Below are 15,134 nucleotides of genomic sequence, written 5' to 3'. Positions count from 1 at the left end.
CGTGCCAGACTCGGCCGCAGACTTCTGACGTATCGTCAGATCTGGGCGGGAGGGCCGGGGATGGCACGGACGCGCAGGCCGGTCGTGGGCGGCTGGTTCACCGACGACACCGTTCCGGACGGGGAGTTCCGGCTGCTCGGCACGCGGTGTTCGGCGTGCGCGGCGGTGTACTTCCCGCGCGAGGACGACGCCTGCCGCAATCCGGGCTGCGCGGGCGGGGGCGCGCTCGACGAGACGCCGCTCTCGCCGCGCGGGCGGGTGTGGTCGTACACCGACGGGCGCTACCGGCCCCCCGCCCCGTACGTCTCCGACCCGGAGGAGCCCTGGGAGCCGTACGTCCTCGTCGCGGTCGAGCTCGCCGCCGAGGGGATGGTGGTGCTCGGGCAGGCCGTGCCAGGCGTGCGGACCGCGGACCTCGCGGTGGGCATGGAGGTCGAGGTGGTGCCCGGGGTGCTGAACGAGGACGCCGAGCACGTCTGGACCACCTGGCGGTGGCGGCCCGTGGGGACGGAGGAGCGTGCGTGAACGACATCGCCGTCATCGGGGCCGGGATGCACCCCTGGGGCAAGTGGGGGCGGAGCTTCGTCTCGTACGGGACCGCCGCCGCCCGCGCCGCGCTCGCCGACGCGGGCGTGCAGTGGTCGGATATCGGATCCATCGTCGGGGCCGACACCATGCGGTGCGGATATCCGGGATACGTGGCCGGGGCGACCTTCGCGCAGGCCCTCGGGTGGCAGGGCGCGCGGGTGACCAGCGTGTACGCGGCGTGCGCCTCGGGGGCCCAGGCCATCGGCGCGGCCCGGGCGCAGATCCTCGCGGGGCTCGCCGACGCGGTGCTCGTCGTCGGCGCCGACTCGACTCCGAAGGGGTTCTTCGCACCGGCCGGCGGGGAGCGGCCCGGGGATCCGGACTGGCTGCGGTTCCGGGTGCTCGGCGCCACCAATCCGGCGTACTTCGCGCTCTACGCCCGCCGCCGGATGGCGCTGTACGGGGACACCGTCGAGGACTTCGCGCAGGTCAAGGTGAAGAACGCGGCGGCCGGGGCGCTCAACCCGCTGGCCCGCTACCGGAAGACGGTCACCGCCGAGGAGGTCGCCGCCTCCGCCGTGGTCGCCGATCCGCTGCGGCTGCTCGACATCTGCGCCACCTCCGACGGCGGGGCGGCGCTGGTGCTGTCCAGCCTGGACTTCGCGCGGCGGCACGGGCACGCCGATCCGGTGCGGATCCGGGCCGTGTCGACGGTCTCCCCCACCTACCCCAAGGCCGTCCTCGACCTGCCCGACATCGCCACCGACTCGACCACCGCGCTCGCCCCCTCGCCGCACGGCTTCAAGGCCTCGCTCGCGCGGGCGGCGTACGAGGAGGCGGGGGTCGGGCCCGGGGAGCTGTCGCTGGCCGAGGTGTACGACCTGTCGACGGCCCTGGAGCTGGAGTGGTACGAGGACCTGGGCCTGTGCGGGCCCGGGGAGGGCGCCAAGCTGCTCCGGGACGGGGTGACCCGGATCGGCGGCGCGCTGCCGGTCAACACCAGCGGCGGGCTCGCCTCCTTCGGGGAGGCCGTGCCCGCGCAGGCGATCGCCCAGGTCTGCGAGCTGACCTGGCAGCTGCGGGGCACGGCCGGAGACCGGCAGGTGCCGGGGGCGCGGGCCGGGATCACCGCCAACCAGGGCCTGTTCGGGCACGGGTCGGCGGTGGTGGCGGTCCGCTGAGGCCGTACGGCTCAGGTCGCGACCGGCTGCTGTCCCCGGTCCGCGAGGACGAGGGCGTGTTCGACGACGGCGACGAGGACGGCCTTGACCGACTCGCGGTCGCGGGCGTCGCACAGCACCAGCTCGACCTCGGGGTCGAGGTCGAGCGCGGCCCGCACGGTCTCCGCCGGGTACCGGCGGGCGCCCTCGAAGCAGTTGACGGCCACCGTGAAGGGGATGCCGCGCCGCTCGAAGTAGTCGATGGCGGCGAAGCTGTCCTCCAGGCGGCGGGTGTCGGCGAGCACGACCGCGCCCAGCGCGCCCTGCGCCAGCTCGTCCCAGAGGAACCAGAAGCGGTCCTGGCCCGGGGTGCCGAACAGGTACAGGACGAGGTCCTCGCGGAGCGTGATCCGGCCGAAGTCCATGGCGACCGTGGTGGTCGTCTTGGACTCGACGCCGTGCAGGTCGTCCACGGGGCGGCCGGCCTCGGTGAGGACCTCCTCGGTCCGCAGCGGCCGGATCTCGCTGACCGCGCCGACCAGTGTCGTCTTGCCGACCCCGAAGCCGCCCGCGACCAGGATCTTCAAGGTCACCGGCTCGACGGGGGTCTTCTTGCGGCTAGAGCGCCCGAAGGCCATTGATCACCTCGCGGAGGATGCTCACGTCCGGCAGCTGGGCCGGCGGAACGGGGCGGGTCACGTGCACGAGTTCCTCGTCGACGAGGTCGCCGACCAGGACCCGGACCACCCCGACGGGGAGGTCGAGTCCGGCGGCGAGCTCGGCGATCGACTGGGGCTGCTCGGAGCAGCGTTCGACGATCTCCACGTGTTCCGGGGAGAGCGACTGGTCACGGCCGGGGTCGTCGGCGGCCGGCTCGGGCACCACCAGGGCGATGAGGTCGAGCCGGTGCCGGCCCGCGGCGCTGGTCCGGCCACGGGTCATCGCGTACGGGCGGACGACCGGGCCGGCCTCGTCGTCGTACCAGTGGTGGGGGACGGCGGTCCGCCGGTCCGGGGCGTCCCCGTCGGGCTGATTGCGCTCGGCTGCGTCGCTCATGCGGGGCGGCTCACCCTCCCGTCGTCAGACCGGTCCGGGGGGCCGTGCCGAGATGGGTGCCGACCCGCTTGACCATCAGGGTCATCTCGTAGGCGACCTGGCCGACGTCGGAGTCCGCGTCGGCGAGGACGGCGAGGCAGCTGCCGTCGCCGGCCGCGGTGACGAAGAGGAAGGCGTCCTCCAGCTCGACCACCGTCTGGCGGACCCTGCCCGCCTCGAAGTGGCGGCCGACGCCCTTGGCGAGGCTGTGGAAGCCGGAGGCGACGGCGGCGAGGTGCTCGCCGTCCTCGCGGCTCAGGTCCTTCGACGCGCCGGTGGGCAGGCCGTCGCTGGAGAGCACCAGGGCCTTGCGGATGGCGGCGACGCGCTGGACCAGCTCGTCGAGGAGCCAGTTGAGCTCGCCGTTGCCCTGGATGCTGCTGGTGTCTGCTGCGGCGTTCGGTGCGGTCATCGACCGTCCCCCTCGGGTGTCGTTCCGTGTGCTGTGCTGTCGTCCGGGCCCGAGCCGTGCCGGCGGCCGCGCTGCCAGCCGCGCTGCATGGCGGCCATGCGGGCCCGCACCTCCTCGGCGTCGCGCTCGAAGTCGTCCTCGGCCCGGCCGCCCTCGGCGGGCCGGTCGTCGGCCGCCGTCGCCACTGCGGCCGGCTGGTCGGGCTCGCGCAGTTGCGGTACGAGGCTGGCCTGCCGGACCCGGCGCGGGAGCCCGTCGAGCGCCTCCGGGGCCTCCGCGCGCGGCGCGGGCGCGGGCGCCGGTGCCGTGCGCGGCTCGGTGCCCTCCGGGCGTACGGGGACGAGCGTGGGCCCGGCCGGGCGCGGCGGCACCGGGCGGTCCTCGGCGCCGCGCCGGCCCGGGGCCGGGTGGGCGCGGCCGGGCTCGTCGAGCCTGCGTCCGTGGTCGACGACGAGCGTCGGCGGGCGGCGGCGCGGCAGCGGCAGGGCGCCGTGGGCGCCCGGGGCGCCGTCCTCGCCCGCCGGGGCCTCCCCGCCGCGGCCTGAGGTCTGGTCGGGGGCCTGCTGGTGCTGTTCGGCGGCCTGGACGAGCCCGCCCCTGCGGCGCTGCGGCCGGAAGAGGCCGCCGCGCTCGCTGTCACTGTCCAGGAGGTCGGCGGAGCGGTCGAGGAGCGCGTCCAGGTCGTCGGGGCCGAGCGGCGGTTCCAGCTCGACGGGTCCGTCCAGGGGGCGCGCGGGCGGCCCGCCCGCGGCTGCCGCCGGGCCCGTCTCGTCGGCGAGGTCGGGGACCCGGGCGAGAGCCGGCCGGCGCTGCGGGAGGAGTCCGTCGCCGAGCACGCCGGCGGGCGCCCCGGAGGTCGTAGAGGATCCGCCGGAGGCCTGGTGCGGGGCGACGTCCGCGGTGCGGGGGTCGGGGGAGGTGCGGTCGAGGCGGAAGCCCGCGCCCTGGGTCTCGGGGGCGTCGGTGAGCAGCGCGGCCGGGATGAAGACGACCGCGGTGGTGCCGCCGTACGGGGAGGTCTGGAGCGAGACGCGGACGTTCTGGCGCTGGGCGAGCCGGCTGACGACGAAGAGGCCGAGGCGGTCGGTGTCGGAGAGCTCGAACTCGGGGGTCTCCGCGAGCCGCAGGTTGGCGTCGAGGAGGACCTCGGGGCTCATGCCGAGGCCGCGGTCGTGGATCTCCAGGGTGAAGCCGTTGGCGACGCGCTCGCCGAGGACCTGGACGGCGGTGTGCGGGGGCGAGAACACGGTGGCGTTCTCGAGGAGTTCGGCGATGAGGTGGGTGAGGTCGGCGACGGCGGGTCCGCCGACGCCGAGCCGGGGCAGCCGGCGGACCTCGACCCGCTCGTAGTCCTCGACCTCGGCGACGGCGGCCCGGACCACGTCCATGAGCTGCACGGGCTTGCGCCACTGGCGGGAGGGGGCGGCGCCGGAGAGGATCACCAGGCCCTCGGCGTGGCGGCGCATGCGGGTGGTGAGGTGGTCGAGGCGGAAGAGGTCCGCGAGCTCCTCGGTGTCCTCGGTGCGCCGCTCCATGGTGTCGAGCAGGGTGAGCTGGCGGTGGAGCAGGACCTGGTTGCGGCGGGCGAGGTTGACGAAGACCTCGGCGACGCCGCGGCGCATGTCGGCCTGCTTGACGGCGGCCTCGACGGCGGCGCGCTGCAGGGTGTTGAGGGCCTGGCCGACCTGGCCGACCTCGTCCTCGCCGTACCGCAGGTGGGGCACCTCGGTCTCGACGTCGACGTGCTCGCCGGCGGCGAGGCGGCGCATGACGCTCGGCAGGCGGACGCCGGAGACCTCCTGGGACTCCTTCTGGAGGCGGCGCAGGTCGCGCACGAGGGAGCGGCCGATCCGGACCGAGATGCCGACGGAGGCGAGGAGGGCGAGGAAGCCGAGGACGCCGGCGACGCCCGCCTTCAGCAGGACGCTGTACGCGGCGGGCTGGACGCGCTCCTGGTAGCGGTCGCCGGCGGCGGTGTTGGCGCGGGCGAGCTCGTCGAGGACGGGGCTGGCCTCGTCCTGCCAGTAGGCGGGGGTGACGCTTTTCGGCCGTTCCGTCGGACCGGCCTTGATGAACGCCTCCTCGGCGGTGCGCAGGGCCGCGGTCTCGGGGCTGCGCCAGTACTGCTCGTAGCGCTGCCGCTCGGCGGCGGGGAGGAGTTCGAGATTGACCTCGTAGTGCTGCTTGCGCCCCGCGACCAGGTCGGAGACGGCGCGGATCTCCTGGGCGGTGACCCGGTCGGCGACGAGGGCGGAGAGGACGAGGGCGTCCTCGCGGGAGAGGAGTTCACGGGCCCGGGTGACGCCGACGAGGGCGCGGCCCTGCTTGTCCATCTCCACGTTCTCCAGGGCGTGGAGGGTGACGAGGAAGCTGTAGCAGGGGTCGACCAGGCGGTTGTAGAACTCCAGGGCCTGCAGGCGGCCGATGCTGCGCTTCTCGACCGAGCGGCGCAGCGAGGTGATCTCCTCGAAGGCCGTGAGCAGGGAGTTGAGGCGCTGGGTGGCGACCGGGCGCATCTCCTCGCGGACGCCGGGGTCCTGGGCGTTGGCGCGGATGCGGGCGATCTGCCGGTCGGTGGCGAGGCGGGCGGCGCGGAGCTGCGGGAGCGCCTCGGAGCCGCGCGGGTCGGCGAGGTAGACGAGGGACTGGCGGCGTTCGAGCTGGATGACCCGGGCGGTGTCCTCGATGGGGTAGCCGACCTTCTCGACGACGTAGCCGACGTCGAGGAGCTGGTCGGCCTCGCGTCCGGTGAGGACGGTGGCGAAGACCCAGAGGCCGGTGAGGGAGACGAGCGGTACGAGGAGCAGCGCCACGATCTTCCGGCGGATGGACTTCCCGCGAAAGCGCATGGCCTCCCCCAGTACGGCCCCCGCGGCCACGGAGGTCTCTCGAACGGCGTCGCCGCGTCAACACGGCGCGTCAACCTTCGGTTTCAACAAACGGCGGCGCGAGCCTACTACTGCATCACGACCTTCTCGAAGGTATGTCTGGGCGATTTTCAGCCTGTCGAGTGAGTGTTGATCATGAGATGTCCGGGTATTCCAGGAGTTCGACCGAGGCACTGTGGTGCAGGACACCTCGCGATGCGCTCTTTTCCGCCTGCGGCGCAATGGCTGGAATCATTCGTTCCGCTCGCGTGTCGGGGGCGTCACGGGTGAGTCGGGGAAACCTTTTACCTGTCCGGAGCGTCATGAAGTACGGGGGAACGCCCTGTCCGAGGACGGGCCGCCGTGCGCCGGGGGTCGCCGGCCGTGCGCGCCGTGTAAAGCGGTCGGAACCGGGCAGCCACCCCTGAGAGCGTCGTGCGGTGGGGAGTGACAGGACAGATGGAAGACGAGACGCGGACCGCGCGTCAGTTGTGGGTGGACGACGAGCGCGGACTGCGGAGGATGCCGGATCCGGTGCGGAACGCGGCGGTGCGGGCGGTGATGATCATGTCGGTGACCCTCATCCTCGCCGTGGTCGCCTTCCTGACCTCCGTGACGAGCTCCTGGCTGGCCTTTCCGATGACGATGGCTGCGGTCGTCGCGACCGTCGTGGCCACCTGGAGCGTGCTGGACATCTGGATCACCCGCCAGGTCTGGCGGCAGCGCAACGGCGTGGTTTCCGAGCCGAGCAGCAGCGCGTATCCCGCTTCGCGGCGGGAGCGGGTCGTGGAGGAGCGGGTGGCCTGAACGCGGACGGGGCGGAGGCCCGGCACCCAGGGGGGTGCCGGGCCTTCGTCGTGTCTGTCGTGCCTGTCGTGCCTTTCGTGTCTGTCGCGTCTGTCGTGTCTACGGCGCGGCCGGGGGCTCCCCGGTCTGCTGGTCGTTCTGGCGGTCGTCCTGGTGGCGGCGGAACATCCGGGTCGCCGTGATCTCCCCGTGGATCGTCTCGCCCTCGCCGGCCAGCTGCGGCAGGCCCGGCCGCAGGTGCTCCTCGACGCTGATGTACTTCAGTCCCGCGCGCAGGTCCGCGTCGTTGCGCAGCCGGATCACCAGCGGGAACTCGGCGAGCGCGGTCGTGTCGAACAGGCCCGTGGTGTACAGCAGCTGGACGCCGAGCGCGTCCGACACGGCACGCTGGAGTTCGAGCAGGTACGTGGCGTTGGCGCGGCCGATCGGGTTGTCCAGGAACAGCGTGCCCGCGTGCCGGTGCTTGTCGCGGCCCCGGTCGTTGGAGCGGAGCGCCGCCATCGTGCAGTAGAGCGCGATGGCCGCGGTGAGCAACTGGCCGCCGGAGAAGACGTCGCCCATCTGCCCGACGGGCACCCGCTCGGCACGGAGCACCGCGTCCGGCTTGAGGATCTCGACGGCGACGCCCTTGGGTTCGAGCGCCGCCTGCACTCCGCGCAGCAGCAGCGACATGCCGTCGCGGCGCAGGTCGGAGTTCTTCTTCACGGCGGCCCGGGTCGCCTCGTCGACGACCTCGCCGAGCCGCTCGGTGAGGGTGGCCTGGTCGGGCTCCTCGAAGCGGATCCGCAGGAACTCCTGGCCCGACCACTCGCCGAGGCCCTCGGGGAGCCGGGAGAGCCGCTGGGCGGAGCGGAGGGTGGCGAGCGAGGTCTCCACGAGGCCGCGCAGCCGGTCCACGATCGACTCGCGGTTGCGCTCCAGCTGGGCCAGTTCGTCGGTGAGGACGCGCAGTCGGGGCGCGAACGCCTCGGCCCACTTGGCGGCGTGCTCGGGAAGGGCGGAGGCGGGCAGTTCGCGGATCTGCTGGCGGGCCGGGGTGCGGACCTGCTCGTAGCGGGTGGAGTTGGCGTGCCGGACGAGGATGTCGCTCGCCTCGCGGACGGCGGCGTCGGCGGCGGACAGTTCAGCGGTGCAGGCGCGCAGCGCCCGCCGGGCCTCGCCGGCCGCGTTCCTGGCCTCCTCCAGGGAGCCGGCGTACGGCTCCGGCTCCTCCTGCTCCTCCTCCGCGTGGTCGCGCAGCAGGTCCCGCAGGAGGGCGGCGGTCTCGTCGAAGCCGCCGGCGGCGTCCTCGGCGGCCCGGTGGTCGCGCAGCAGCCCGGCGTGGGCGGCGCGGGCCGCGTCCAGCGCGTCGCTGCGGGCGGCGAGTTCACCGCTCGCGGTACGCAGCAGGGTCTGGGCGCGGTCGGCGTCGGCCGGGACCAGCTCCTCCGGCAGCTCGGTGTGGGCCTCGCCGTCCTCGGGCGCGAGCCGCTCGGACTCGCCGCGGAGCCGGCCGAGCTTCTCGCTCGCCTCGGAGGCGCGGGACTCCAGCATCTGCACGAGGGACTCGGCGCGGGCCGCGGCGGCCTGCCGGGACGGGCCGTCGGCGCCGTCGGTGGACTCCAGGAGCTGCTCGGCGCGGGTGCGGACCTTGTTGGTGAGCCGGTCCAGTTCGGCGAGGGCGGCGGACTCGTCGCTCTCGGCGCGGGCCTGCTCGGCGCGCAGGTCGGCGCCGACGCCGACCTTCTCGTACACCTGGGAGGCGGCCCGGTAGGCCTCGCGGAGGGTGGGGAGCGCGGCGCGGGGGGCGCCCGGGGTCTCCTCCGGCAGCTGCTCGGGGGCGCCGGCGATCTCGGCGCGCTCGGCGCGCAGCGCGCGGGCGGTGCGGTGGGCGTCGTCGGCGGCGCGCTGGGCGGCCCTGCGGTCCTCGTCGGCGGCACGCGCGCGTTCCAGGCAGGTCTGGGCGCGGGCCTCGGACTCGGCGGCGTCGTCGGCGAGTTCGCGGAGCTTGGCCTGCCAGGCGGAGCGCTCGCGGAGCCGGTACGCGAGTCCGGCGAGGGCGTCGGCGGCGCGGCGGGCGCGCTGGGCGGCCTCCTGGCGGTCGTCGCGGACGGCCAGGGCCTCGGCGGCGGTCTCCTCGGCCTCGGCGCGCAGGGCGCGGGCCTCGTCGAGGGCGCGGGCGGCCGTCTCGGCGGTCTCGCGGGCGGTGGCGGCGACGGCCGCGAGCTCGGCGAGCATGCCGGGCGGGCAGTCGGCGCGCCAGGCGCCGATCCGGGCCGCGAGGGCGCGGTCGCCGGCGAGCCGGGTGGCGAGGGCGCGGATCTCCTCGTCGCGGGCGGCGGCACGCGCGCGGAGCGCCTGCCGCTCCTCGTCGGCGGCGTGCTCGTCGTGCATGGCCGGGTTCGGCGGCACCAGGAAGACGCCCGTGTCGTCGCCCGCGTCCTGTGCCGGTACGGGGGCGAGGAGGGCGGCGGCGGTGCCGACGGCGACGGCGGAGCGGGGCAGCAGGGCGGCCGAGCCGAGGGCCTCGCGGGCGCGGCCGTACGAGACGGGGTCGGTGATGACGACGCCGTCGACGAGCTCGGGGCGGGCGGCGAGCACGCGCGCGTGGTCGGCGGGGTCGACGGACTGGGCGAGGTAGCGCCAGCCGGGGAGCGCGGGGATGCCGTGCTCGCCGAGGAACTCGACGGTGGCGAGGACGTCCGGGCCGGGCGGCAGCAGGCCGCCGTCGCCGAGGGCGCCGAGGATGCGGGAGTCGTCGGCGGCGGCGGTGCGCAGGTCGAAGAGGCGGCGCTCGGCGGAGGAGACGGCCTCGTCGAGCAGCCGGCGCAGCTCCTCGGCGTAGCGGTCGAAGTCGGTGACGGAGAGCGGGGACCGGCCGTCGATCGTCTCGGACGGCTCAAGGGCCTCGGCGGTGCCGTCGGTGGGGACGGCGGCGCGCTGGCCGGGGAGCGGGGTGCCGGAGGCGGGCAGGCCGAGGAGTTCGGCGAGGCGCTCCTCGGCGGCCAGGGCCTCGGCGGCGCGGCGCTCGGCGTCGTAGGCGTTGCCGGCGGCCTCGGCGGCGTCGGCTGCGCGGGCGGCGGCGAGTTCGGCGCGGGACTCGGCGGCGGCCGTCTCGCGGGCCCGCTCGCTCGCGGTGCGGGCCGCCTCGCGGGCCGCGTCCCAGGCGGCGACGGCGGTCTTCTCGGCGTCGGCGGCGGCGAGCGCGGCGCGGGCCGGGTCGGCGTCGGGCGCGGAGTCGTCGAGCCAGCCGGCCCGGACGGCCTCGGCGGTCTCCTGCTCGACCTCGGCGAGCCGCTGGCGCAGGTGGCCGGCCTCGCTGCGGGCCCGCTGGGCCTCGGTGGCGGCGGCGGTGGCGTCCCGGTGGGCGGCCTCGCCGGCCTCCTGGAGGGCGGTGGACCGCTCCTCCTCCTCGGCGGCGTGCCGCTCGCCCTCCTCGGCGGCGGAGGCCAGGGCCCGTACGAGGTCGGCGGCGGCCTCGGCGCGGGCGGCGAGGGCCGGGGCGGCGTCGCGCTCGGCCTCGCGGATGGCGGCGGCCACGCGCGCGGAGCGGTCGCTGGCGGCGCGGTGGCGGAGCACCGACTCGGCGGCCTGCCAGGCGGAGTGCAGGGTGCGGGCCTCGATCAGCTCGCGGCGCTGGGAGGCGGCGCCCTTCTCGGCGGCGGCGAGCGCCAGGGAGGCGTGCCGGTAGGCGAGTTCGGCGGCGATGAGGGCGCTGCGCTCGCGGGCCGTCTCGGCCTCGGCGACGGCGTGGCCGGCGTCGGTGACCCGCTCGGCCAGCTCGGCGGCGCGCGCCCGCTCCCCGGCGGCGCGGCCGGAGAGGCGGCGGGCGAGGGTACGGGTGCGGCGCTCGGCTCCGGCGTGCACCTCGCGCGCGTGGGACCGGGTGACGGCGGCGTCGACGATACGGCCCAGGAGGTCGACGGAGCCTGCGGTGAAGTCGCGTTCGGCGGTGAGTTCGGCGCGGCGGCCGAGCTTGTTGCCGAAGCCGCCGACGAGGTCGGCGAGGCCGTCGGTGTCCCGGGTGTCGGTGACGGCGCGGAGCAGGAGGTCGGTGAAGTCGGAGTCCTTCTTGACCGCGAAGAGGCCGGCGGCCTCGCCCTCGTCGGCGTTCATCTCGCGCTGGTAGCGGAAGAGTTCGGGGTCGAGGCCGAGCTCGCCGAGGTGCTCGTTCCAGCGGTCGTGGATCTCCTCCCACACCACGTCCAGGTGCGGGTAGGCCTTGCCGGCCTCGGTGAGGGCGTCGCGGAAGCCCTTCATGGTGCGGCGGCGGCCGGTGGCGGCGGAGGCGCCCTCGACGGCGGGACGGACCGCGTTCGCCTCGGCGACCGGCAGGTTGTCCAGGCTGAGGCCCGGGCCGGGCCGGAAGGAGTACCAGGCCTCGGCGAACTTCCGCGGGTCGTTGGAGACCTGGCGGCCGCGCCACTCGCTGACCTTGCCGACGACGACGAGTTCGCCGGTGAGGGTGTGCTGCCACTCCAGGGCGACGTGGCCGCAGTCGTCGGCGAGCAGGAACTTGCGGAGCACGCCGGAGCTGGCGCCGCCGAGGGTGTTGCGGTGGCCCGGGAGCATCACCGAGAAGATCAGCTTGAGGAGGACGGACTTGCCGCCGCCGTTCTCCAGGAAGAGCACGCCCGCGGGGGCGGGGCGGCGCGGCGGGCCGACGGGCTCCTCCTCGAAGAACTCCGCCTGGGTGGGCGCCGGGTTCGGCACGGGCGCGCCGACGCCGCGCAGGTCCAGGACGGTGTCGGCGTAGCGGGCGCCGGCGGGGCCGATGGAGTAGAGGCGGACCCGGGACAGCTCGTACATGGCGAGGGACTCTCGTGCTCTCGTGCTCGGGGAGTTCGGTGGTGCGGGGCGGAGTGCGGATCGCGGATCGCGGATCTGCGGGTTGCGGACGGCGGATTCACGGGTTGCGGATCGCGGATCTGCGGGTTGCGGCAGGTGCGGCGCGGTGGGTTACGCGTGGAAGGGGAGGCCGGCGTCGGCCGCGAGGTCCAGGTCGTCGCCCTCGGGCGGCGGGACGAGGGTGGCGGTGCCGTCGCTGACCGGGACGATCCCGAGGTCGAGCAGTTCGGTGAGGGCGGCGGAACCGGCCATGTCGCGGACCTGCAGCTGGTAGCGGGCGGTGGTGCGGTACGAGCCGCCGTTCTCGTCGCCGGTGCGCTGGAGGAAGCCGGAGTCGGTGAGGAAGGCGACGGCCTTGGCGACGATGCCGGTGGTGGAGCCCGCGAGGCGGCGGGCGTCCTTGGTGGCGCCGGTGGTGGAGCGGCGGGACCAGACGCGCCAGGCGGCCTCCAGGCCGGGGGCGTCGGTGGCGGGGTCGGTGTTCTCGCCCTCCTCCTCGGCGCGCTGCTCCAGGCGGAGGCAGGCCTGGCGGACGAAGGAGTCCACGCCGTTGACCGTGAGGCGGCCGATGTACGCGTCGTCGGCGAGGTCCTCGGGGCGCGGGAAGGCCATCGCGGCGACGGCGAGGTGGGCCAGGCCGTGCAGGAAGCGGTCGGCGGAGTCGGTGTTGGCGCGGCGCGCGTAGTCGCCCATGCGGACGGCGAAGACGGAGTCCTCGCCGGCGGTGACGGCCATCCCCGCGCGCGGGGAGACCTCCAGGACGATCAGGCCGAGACCGGTCGCGACGGCGTCGGCGAGCCGCGCGAAGGCCGGGTCCTCCTGGTAGCGGCGGAGCAGCTCGGCGTACTCGGCGTCCCGGGCGGGCAGCAGCTTGGGCTGGAGCCCGAAGGAGACGAGCCGCGCCGCGTCGGCGGCGTCCGCGGGGGTGACGGCGGCGTGCGCGGGGGCCGTGGCCTGGGGCCGGGGGGACTCCTGCTCGCTCCACGCGTCCGGGTACTCGGCGTACTCGACGTGGTTGTCGCTCACGGCTGGGGCTCCTCGGTGCGGCTCTCGTTCGGTACGGCGGTGGTGCCGGCGGCCCTCGGCAGGGGCAGCGGCACGGGGGTGACGGCGGCGGGCGGCCTCCCGTCGGAGGCGGGCCGTCTCTCGGCGGAGGCGGGCTCCCGCTCCGGCTCCCGCGGGGTGCCCCCGAGGCGTACGGCGCGCACGCGCGGCAGCTCCCGGCGCCGCGCGGCGCCCCGCGGCGCCTCCGGCAGCGAGACGGCGGCGAGGCGGGGGCGGAGGGTGGGGGCCGAGGCCGGCTCTGTGCCGGAGGTGCCGGAGGCGCCGGGGGTGCTGTCGGCTCCCGGGGTCGCCGGGGTGGCGGGCACGGACGGCGCGTCCACGAAGGGGGGCACGAGGCGGGGGCCGATGCTGGCTTCGCTTCGGGGGCGCTCGGCGGGGGCTTCGGGAGCTTCAGGGGCTTCGTGGGGCTCGGTGGGGTGGTCGGCCGGGGCCGTCGGGTGAGCCGGGGCCGTCGGGTCGGCTGCGGGCTCGACGAGGTCGGCCGGACCGGCGGTCGGCTCCGGCGGCTGCGCGGTGGGCGCGGCAGGTGCCGTCGGGATCGTCGAGGGCGCGACGAGGTCGGCCGTGGCCGGCGCCGGGTCGGGCTCGGGCGCCGTCGCGGGTGCCGTCGGTTTCGGGAGCCACGCGCGCGTGGCGCGGGTGAGGAGGCGGGGGCGCTCGGGGGAACGGTCGGTGTCGGAGGCGTACGTCACGTCGCCTCCGAGCGGTCGGCGGCCATGCCCACGGCGTCCAGGAGCGCCGTGCCGACGATGAGGTCGGCGCCGCCGAAACCGGGGTCGTCGAGCGGGGTGCCGTCGTCGACCGCGAAGAGCAGGCGCTCCTCGCCCTGGCGGTAGGCGGTGCCGACCGGCGGGCTGGCCGCGTGGACGGCGAGCAGCGCGACCAGGTAGGCGAGGTCGTCGCCGCCCGTGGCGCGGGCGTCGGCGAGCAGGCCGGAGAGGCGGCGCGGGGCGTCGTGCTCCAGGTCGAGGAGAGCGAGCGCGTCGGCGAGCTGGCGCTCGCTGAAGCGGGAGTCGTCGGGGGTGGCGATCAGGTCCGGCTCGGGCATCTCCGCGCCGAGGTGCTCGCGCTCGACGGGCGGGGTGAGCAGCAGGTCCACGAGGTCGCCGAGGCGGACCGAGGAGGGGGTGCGCAGGCCGGTGCCGCGCGCGAAGAAGGCGTCCGTGACGCGGGTGGCCCGCTCGACGGGGAGCGGCAGCACGGGCGCGACCAGCTGCCCGTACAGGTCCAGTCCGGTGTACCGGGTGGGGGAGGCGAAGGCCTGCCGGTCCTGCTCGGCGCGGAAGAGCGGGCCCGCCTCCAGGAGCCGGGACTGGAGCTGGGTGTGGCGGCGGATGCAGTCCTTGACGATGTCGACCAGCTCCGCGGCCCGGCGCTTGTGCTCGGGTTCCTCGGCCTCGTCGCGGGCCTTGCGGATGTTGGTGAGGATCGCGTTCTCGTGGCGGTAGCGGTCGGCGACGTGGTCGAGCGCCTCGGCGATCATGTCCGGGACGCTGTTGAGCCAGTCGACCGCGCGTACGTTGCGCCGGGTGGCCTCCAGGGTCCTGCGGAGGGTCTCGGCGTACTGGACGGTGCGGTAGCGGGCCTGCTCGGCGGCGAGCTGGGCGTCGGCGAGGCGGCCCCGGCTGATGAGGACCTCCAGCTTCACCTCGGCGGCGATCTGGGCGCTGGTGACGTCGGTGTCGAGCGCGCCGACCAGCACGTTGACGGCCTCGTCGGTGGTCCGGAGGCAGACGGCGCCGCCGTACCCCGGGACCTCCTCGATGAGCTTGAAGTCGTAGTCCCGGCGGACGTACACGCCGTCGGTGCCGAAGGTGCCGTAGACGGCGCGGAAGCCGCGGTCGACGCTGCCGACGTTGATCAGGTTCTCCAGGACCCAGCGGGCCACGCGCTCGTGCTCGGCGGCGGGGCGCTCCGGGGCCTGGGCGGCGACGCGGGGCAGCAGCCGGGCCACGACCTGGTCGTGGTCGGCGCCGGTGTCGAAGTCCATGTGGAGCGTGACGAGGTCGATCGCGGCGAGGGCGACCTCGGCCATCGCGTAGACCGTGTACTCGCCCGCGAGGTTGGCCTTGCGCGCGTCGAGGTCGTGCAGCGGCGCGGTACAGGCGAGCGCGCGCAGGCGCCGCGCGAGCCCTTCGTCGGCGGCCGGCCCCTGCGCGGGGCGCGGCCCCGCGCTGAGCTGGGGCGGAGCGAGGTCCGTCGAGGCAGGCGAAGTCACGGTGCACAGAGTAGGTCCTCGCACTGACATGGGTCGAAACGACGCAGAAACCACCGCCCCCGCCACGCCCCGGGCGGTACCCTCCGCCCGGCGCCGGGAAGGCGCCCCGCGCCTCGCCCCCCGCCCCCCGCTCCCCGGCTCCCGGGGCGCTGGGT

General features: G+C 75.7%; 11 protein-coding genes. 3 read left to right on the top strand and 8 right to left on the bottom strand.

The window, feature by feature from the left end; genetic code table 11:
• Nucleotides 1-60: 60 nt before the first annotated feature.
• Together HHL19_RS26330 and HHL19_RS26325 are read left to right on the top strand one after the other, a co-directional pair.
• Nucleotides 61-525, top strand: a complete 465-nt coding sequence (locus tag HHL19_RS26330; protein ID WP_169092813.1) for a zinc ribbon domain-containing protein — start codon at nt 61-63, stop codon at nt 523-525.
• On the top strand, nt 522-1,709 hold the full coding sequence (locus HHL19_RS26325) for a lipid-transfer protein (RefSeq protein WP_346768601.1): 1,188 nt from the start codon (nt 522-524) through the stop codon (nt 1,707-1,709). Before HHL19_RS26330 ends, HHL19_RS26325 begins: the two co-directional genes overlap by 4 nt.
• Before the next feature lie 11 nt (nt 1,710-1,720).
• On the opposite strand, the gene HHL19_RS26320 is transcribed toward HHL19_RS26325, so the two are convergent.
• The 4 genes from HHL19_RS26320 to HHL19_RS26305 are packed head-to-tail and all read right to left on the bottom strand — an operon-like array spanning nt 1,721 to nt 6,044.
• Nucleotides 1,721-2,326 carry an ATP/GTP-binding protein gene (locus HHL19_RS26320; RefSeq protein ID WP_169092812.1) on the bottom strand — a complete coding sequence of 202 codons (606 nt, stop codon included), beginning with the start codon at nt 2,324-2,326 and terminating at the stop codon, nt 1,721-1,723.
• Nucleotides 2,307-2,744 carry a DUF742 domain-containing protein gene (locus HHL19_RS26315; protein ID WP_169092811.1) on the bottom strand — a complete coding sequence of 146 codons (438 nt, stop codon included), beginning with the start codon at nt 2,742-2,744 and terminating at the stop codon, nt 2,307-2,309. Before HHL19_RS26315 ends, HHL19_RS26320 begins: the two co-directional genes overlap by 20 nt.
• Before the next feature lie 10 nt (nt 2,745-2,754).
• Entirely contained in the window at nt 2,755-3,195 is a 441-nt protein-coding gene (locus HHL19_RS26310) for a roadblock/LC7 domain-containing protein (protein ID WP_169092810.1), read from the bottom strand.
• Entirely contained in the window at nt 3,192-6,044 is a 2,853-nt protein-coding gene (locus HHL19_RS26305; protein WP_169092809.1) for a nitrate- and nitrite sensing domain-containing protein, read from the bottom strand. Before HHL19_RS26305 ends, HHL19_RS26310 begins: the two co-directional genes overlap by 4 nt.
• Before the next feature lie 477 nt (nt 6,045-6,521).
• Here HHL19_RS26305 and HHL19_RS26300 point away from each other — a divergent pair, with 477 nt between their 5' ends.
• Nucleotides 6,522-6,869 (top strand): hypothetical protein, encoded by a 348-nt coding sequence (locus HHL19_RS26300; protein WP_169092808.1) that lies wholly within the window; start codon nt 6,522-6,524, stop codon nt 6,867-6,869.
• Nucleotides 6,870-6,968: 99 nt separating this feature from the next.
• Here the strand turns inward: HHL19_RS26300 and HHL19_RS26295 are convergent, their stop codons facing one another.
• From HHL19_RS26295 to HHL19_RS26280, 4 genes are all read right to left on the bottom strand, one after another.
• Entirely contained in the window at nt 6,969-11,657 is a 4,689-nt protein-coding gene (locus HHL19_RS26295; RefSeq protein ID WP_169092807.1) for a hypothetical protein, read from the bottom strand.
• A 150-nt stretch (nt 11,658-11,807) separates the two neighbouring features.
• Nucleotides 11,808-12,722 (bottom strand): hypothetical protein, encoded by a 915-nt coding sequence (locus HHL19_RS26290; RefSeq protein ID WP_169092806.1) that lies wholly within the window; start codon nt 12,720-12,722, stop codon nt 11,808-11,810.
• Nucleotides 12,719-13,453: a hypothetical protein gene (locus HHL19_RS26285; RefSeq protein WP_169092805.1), complete on the bottom strand. Its 735-nt coding sequence runs from the start codon at nt 13,451-13,453 to the stop codon at nt 12,719-12,721. The genes HHL19_RS26290 and HHL19_RS26285 overlap by 4 nt, the downstream gene beginning before the upstream one ends.
• A complete protein-coding gene (locus HHL19_RS26280) occupies nt 13,450-14,979 on the bottom strand; it encodes a hypothetical protein (RefSeq protein ID WP_169092804.1) in 1,530 nt (509 codons plus the stop codon). The genes HHL19_RS26285 and HHL19_RS26280 overlap by 4 nt, the downstream gene beginning before the upstream one ends.
• Nucleotides 14,980-15,134: the final 155 nt, after the last annotated feature.

It is taken from the genome of Streptomyces sp. R302 (genome assembly GCF_012927245.1).
Taxonomy (GTDB): Bacteria; Actinomycetota; Actinomycetes; order Streptomycetales; family Streptomycetaceae; genus Streptomyces.
Note: the sequence above shows the minus strand (reverse complement) of the source record. Positions and strands in the feature narration are given on the sequence as shown.

Coding starts and splice junctions, on each gene's coding strand:
- HHL19_RS26330 (WP_169092813.1), top strand. CDS start 61: ATGGCACGGACGCGCAGGCCGGTCGTGGGCGGCTGGTTCACCGACGAC.
- HHL19_RS26320 (WP_169092812.1), bottom strand. CDS start 2,326: ATGGCCTTCGGGCGCTCTAGCCGCAAGAAGACCCCCGTCGAGCCGGTG.
- HHL19_RS26315 (WP_169092811.1), bottom strand. CDS start 2,744: ATGAGCGACGCAGCCGAGCGCAATCAGCCCGACGGGGACGCCCCGGAC.
- HHL19_RS26310 (WP_169092810.1), bottom strand. CDS start 3,195: ATGACCGCACCGAACGCCGCAGCAGACACCAGCAGCATCCAGGGCAAC.
- HHL19_RS26305 (WP_169092809.1), bottom strand. CDS start 6,044: ATGCGCTTTCGCGGGAAGTCCATCCGCCGGAAGATCGTGGCGCTGCTC.
- HHL19_RS26300 (WP_169092808.1), top strand. CDS start 6,522: ATGGAAGACGAGACGCGGACCGCGCGTCAGTTGTGGGTGGACGACGAG.
- HHL19_RS26295 (WP_169092807.1), bottom strand. CDS start 11,657: ATGTACGAGCTGTCCCGGGTCCGCCTCTACTCCATCGGCCCCGCCGGC.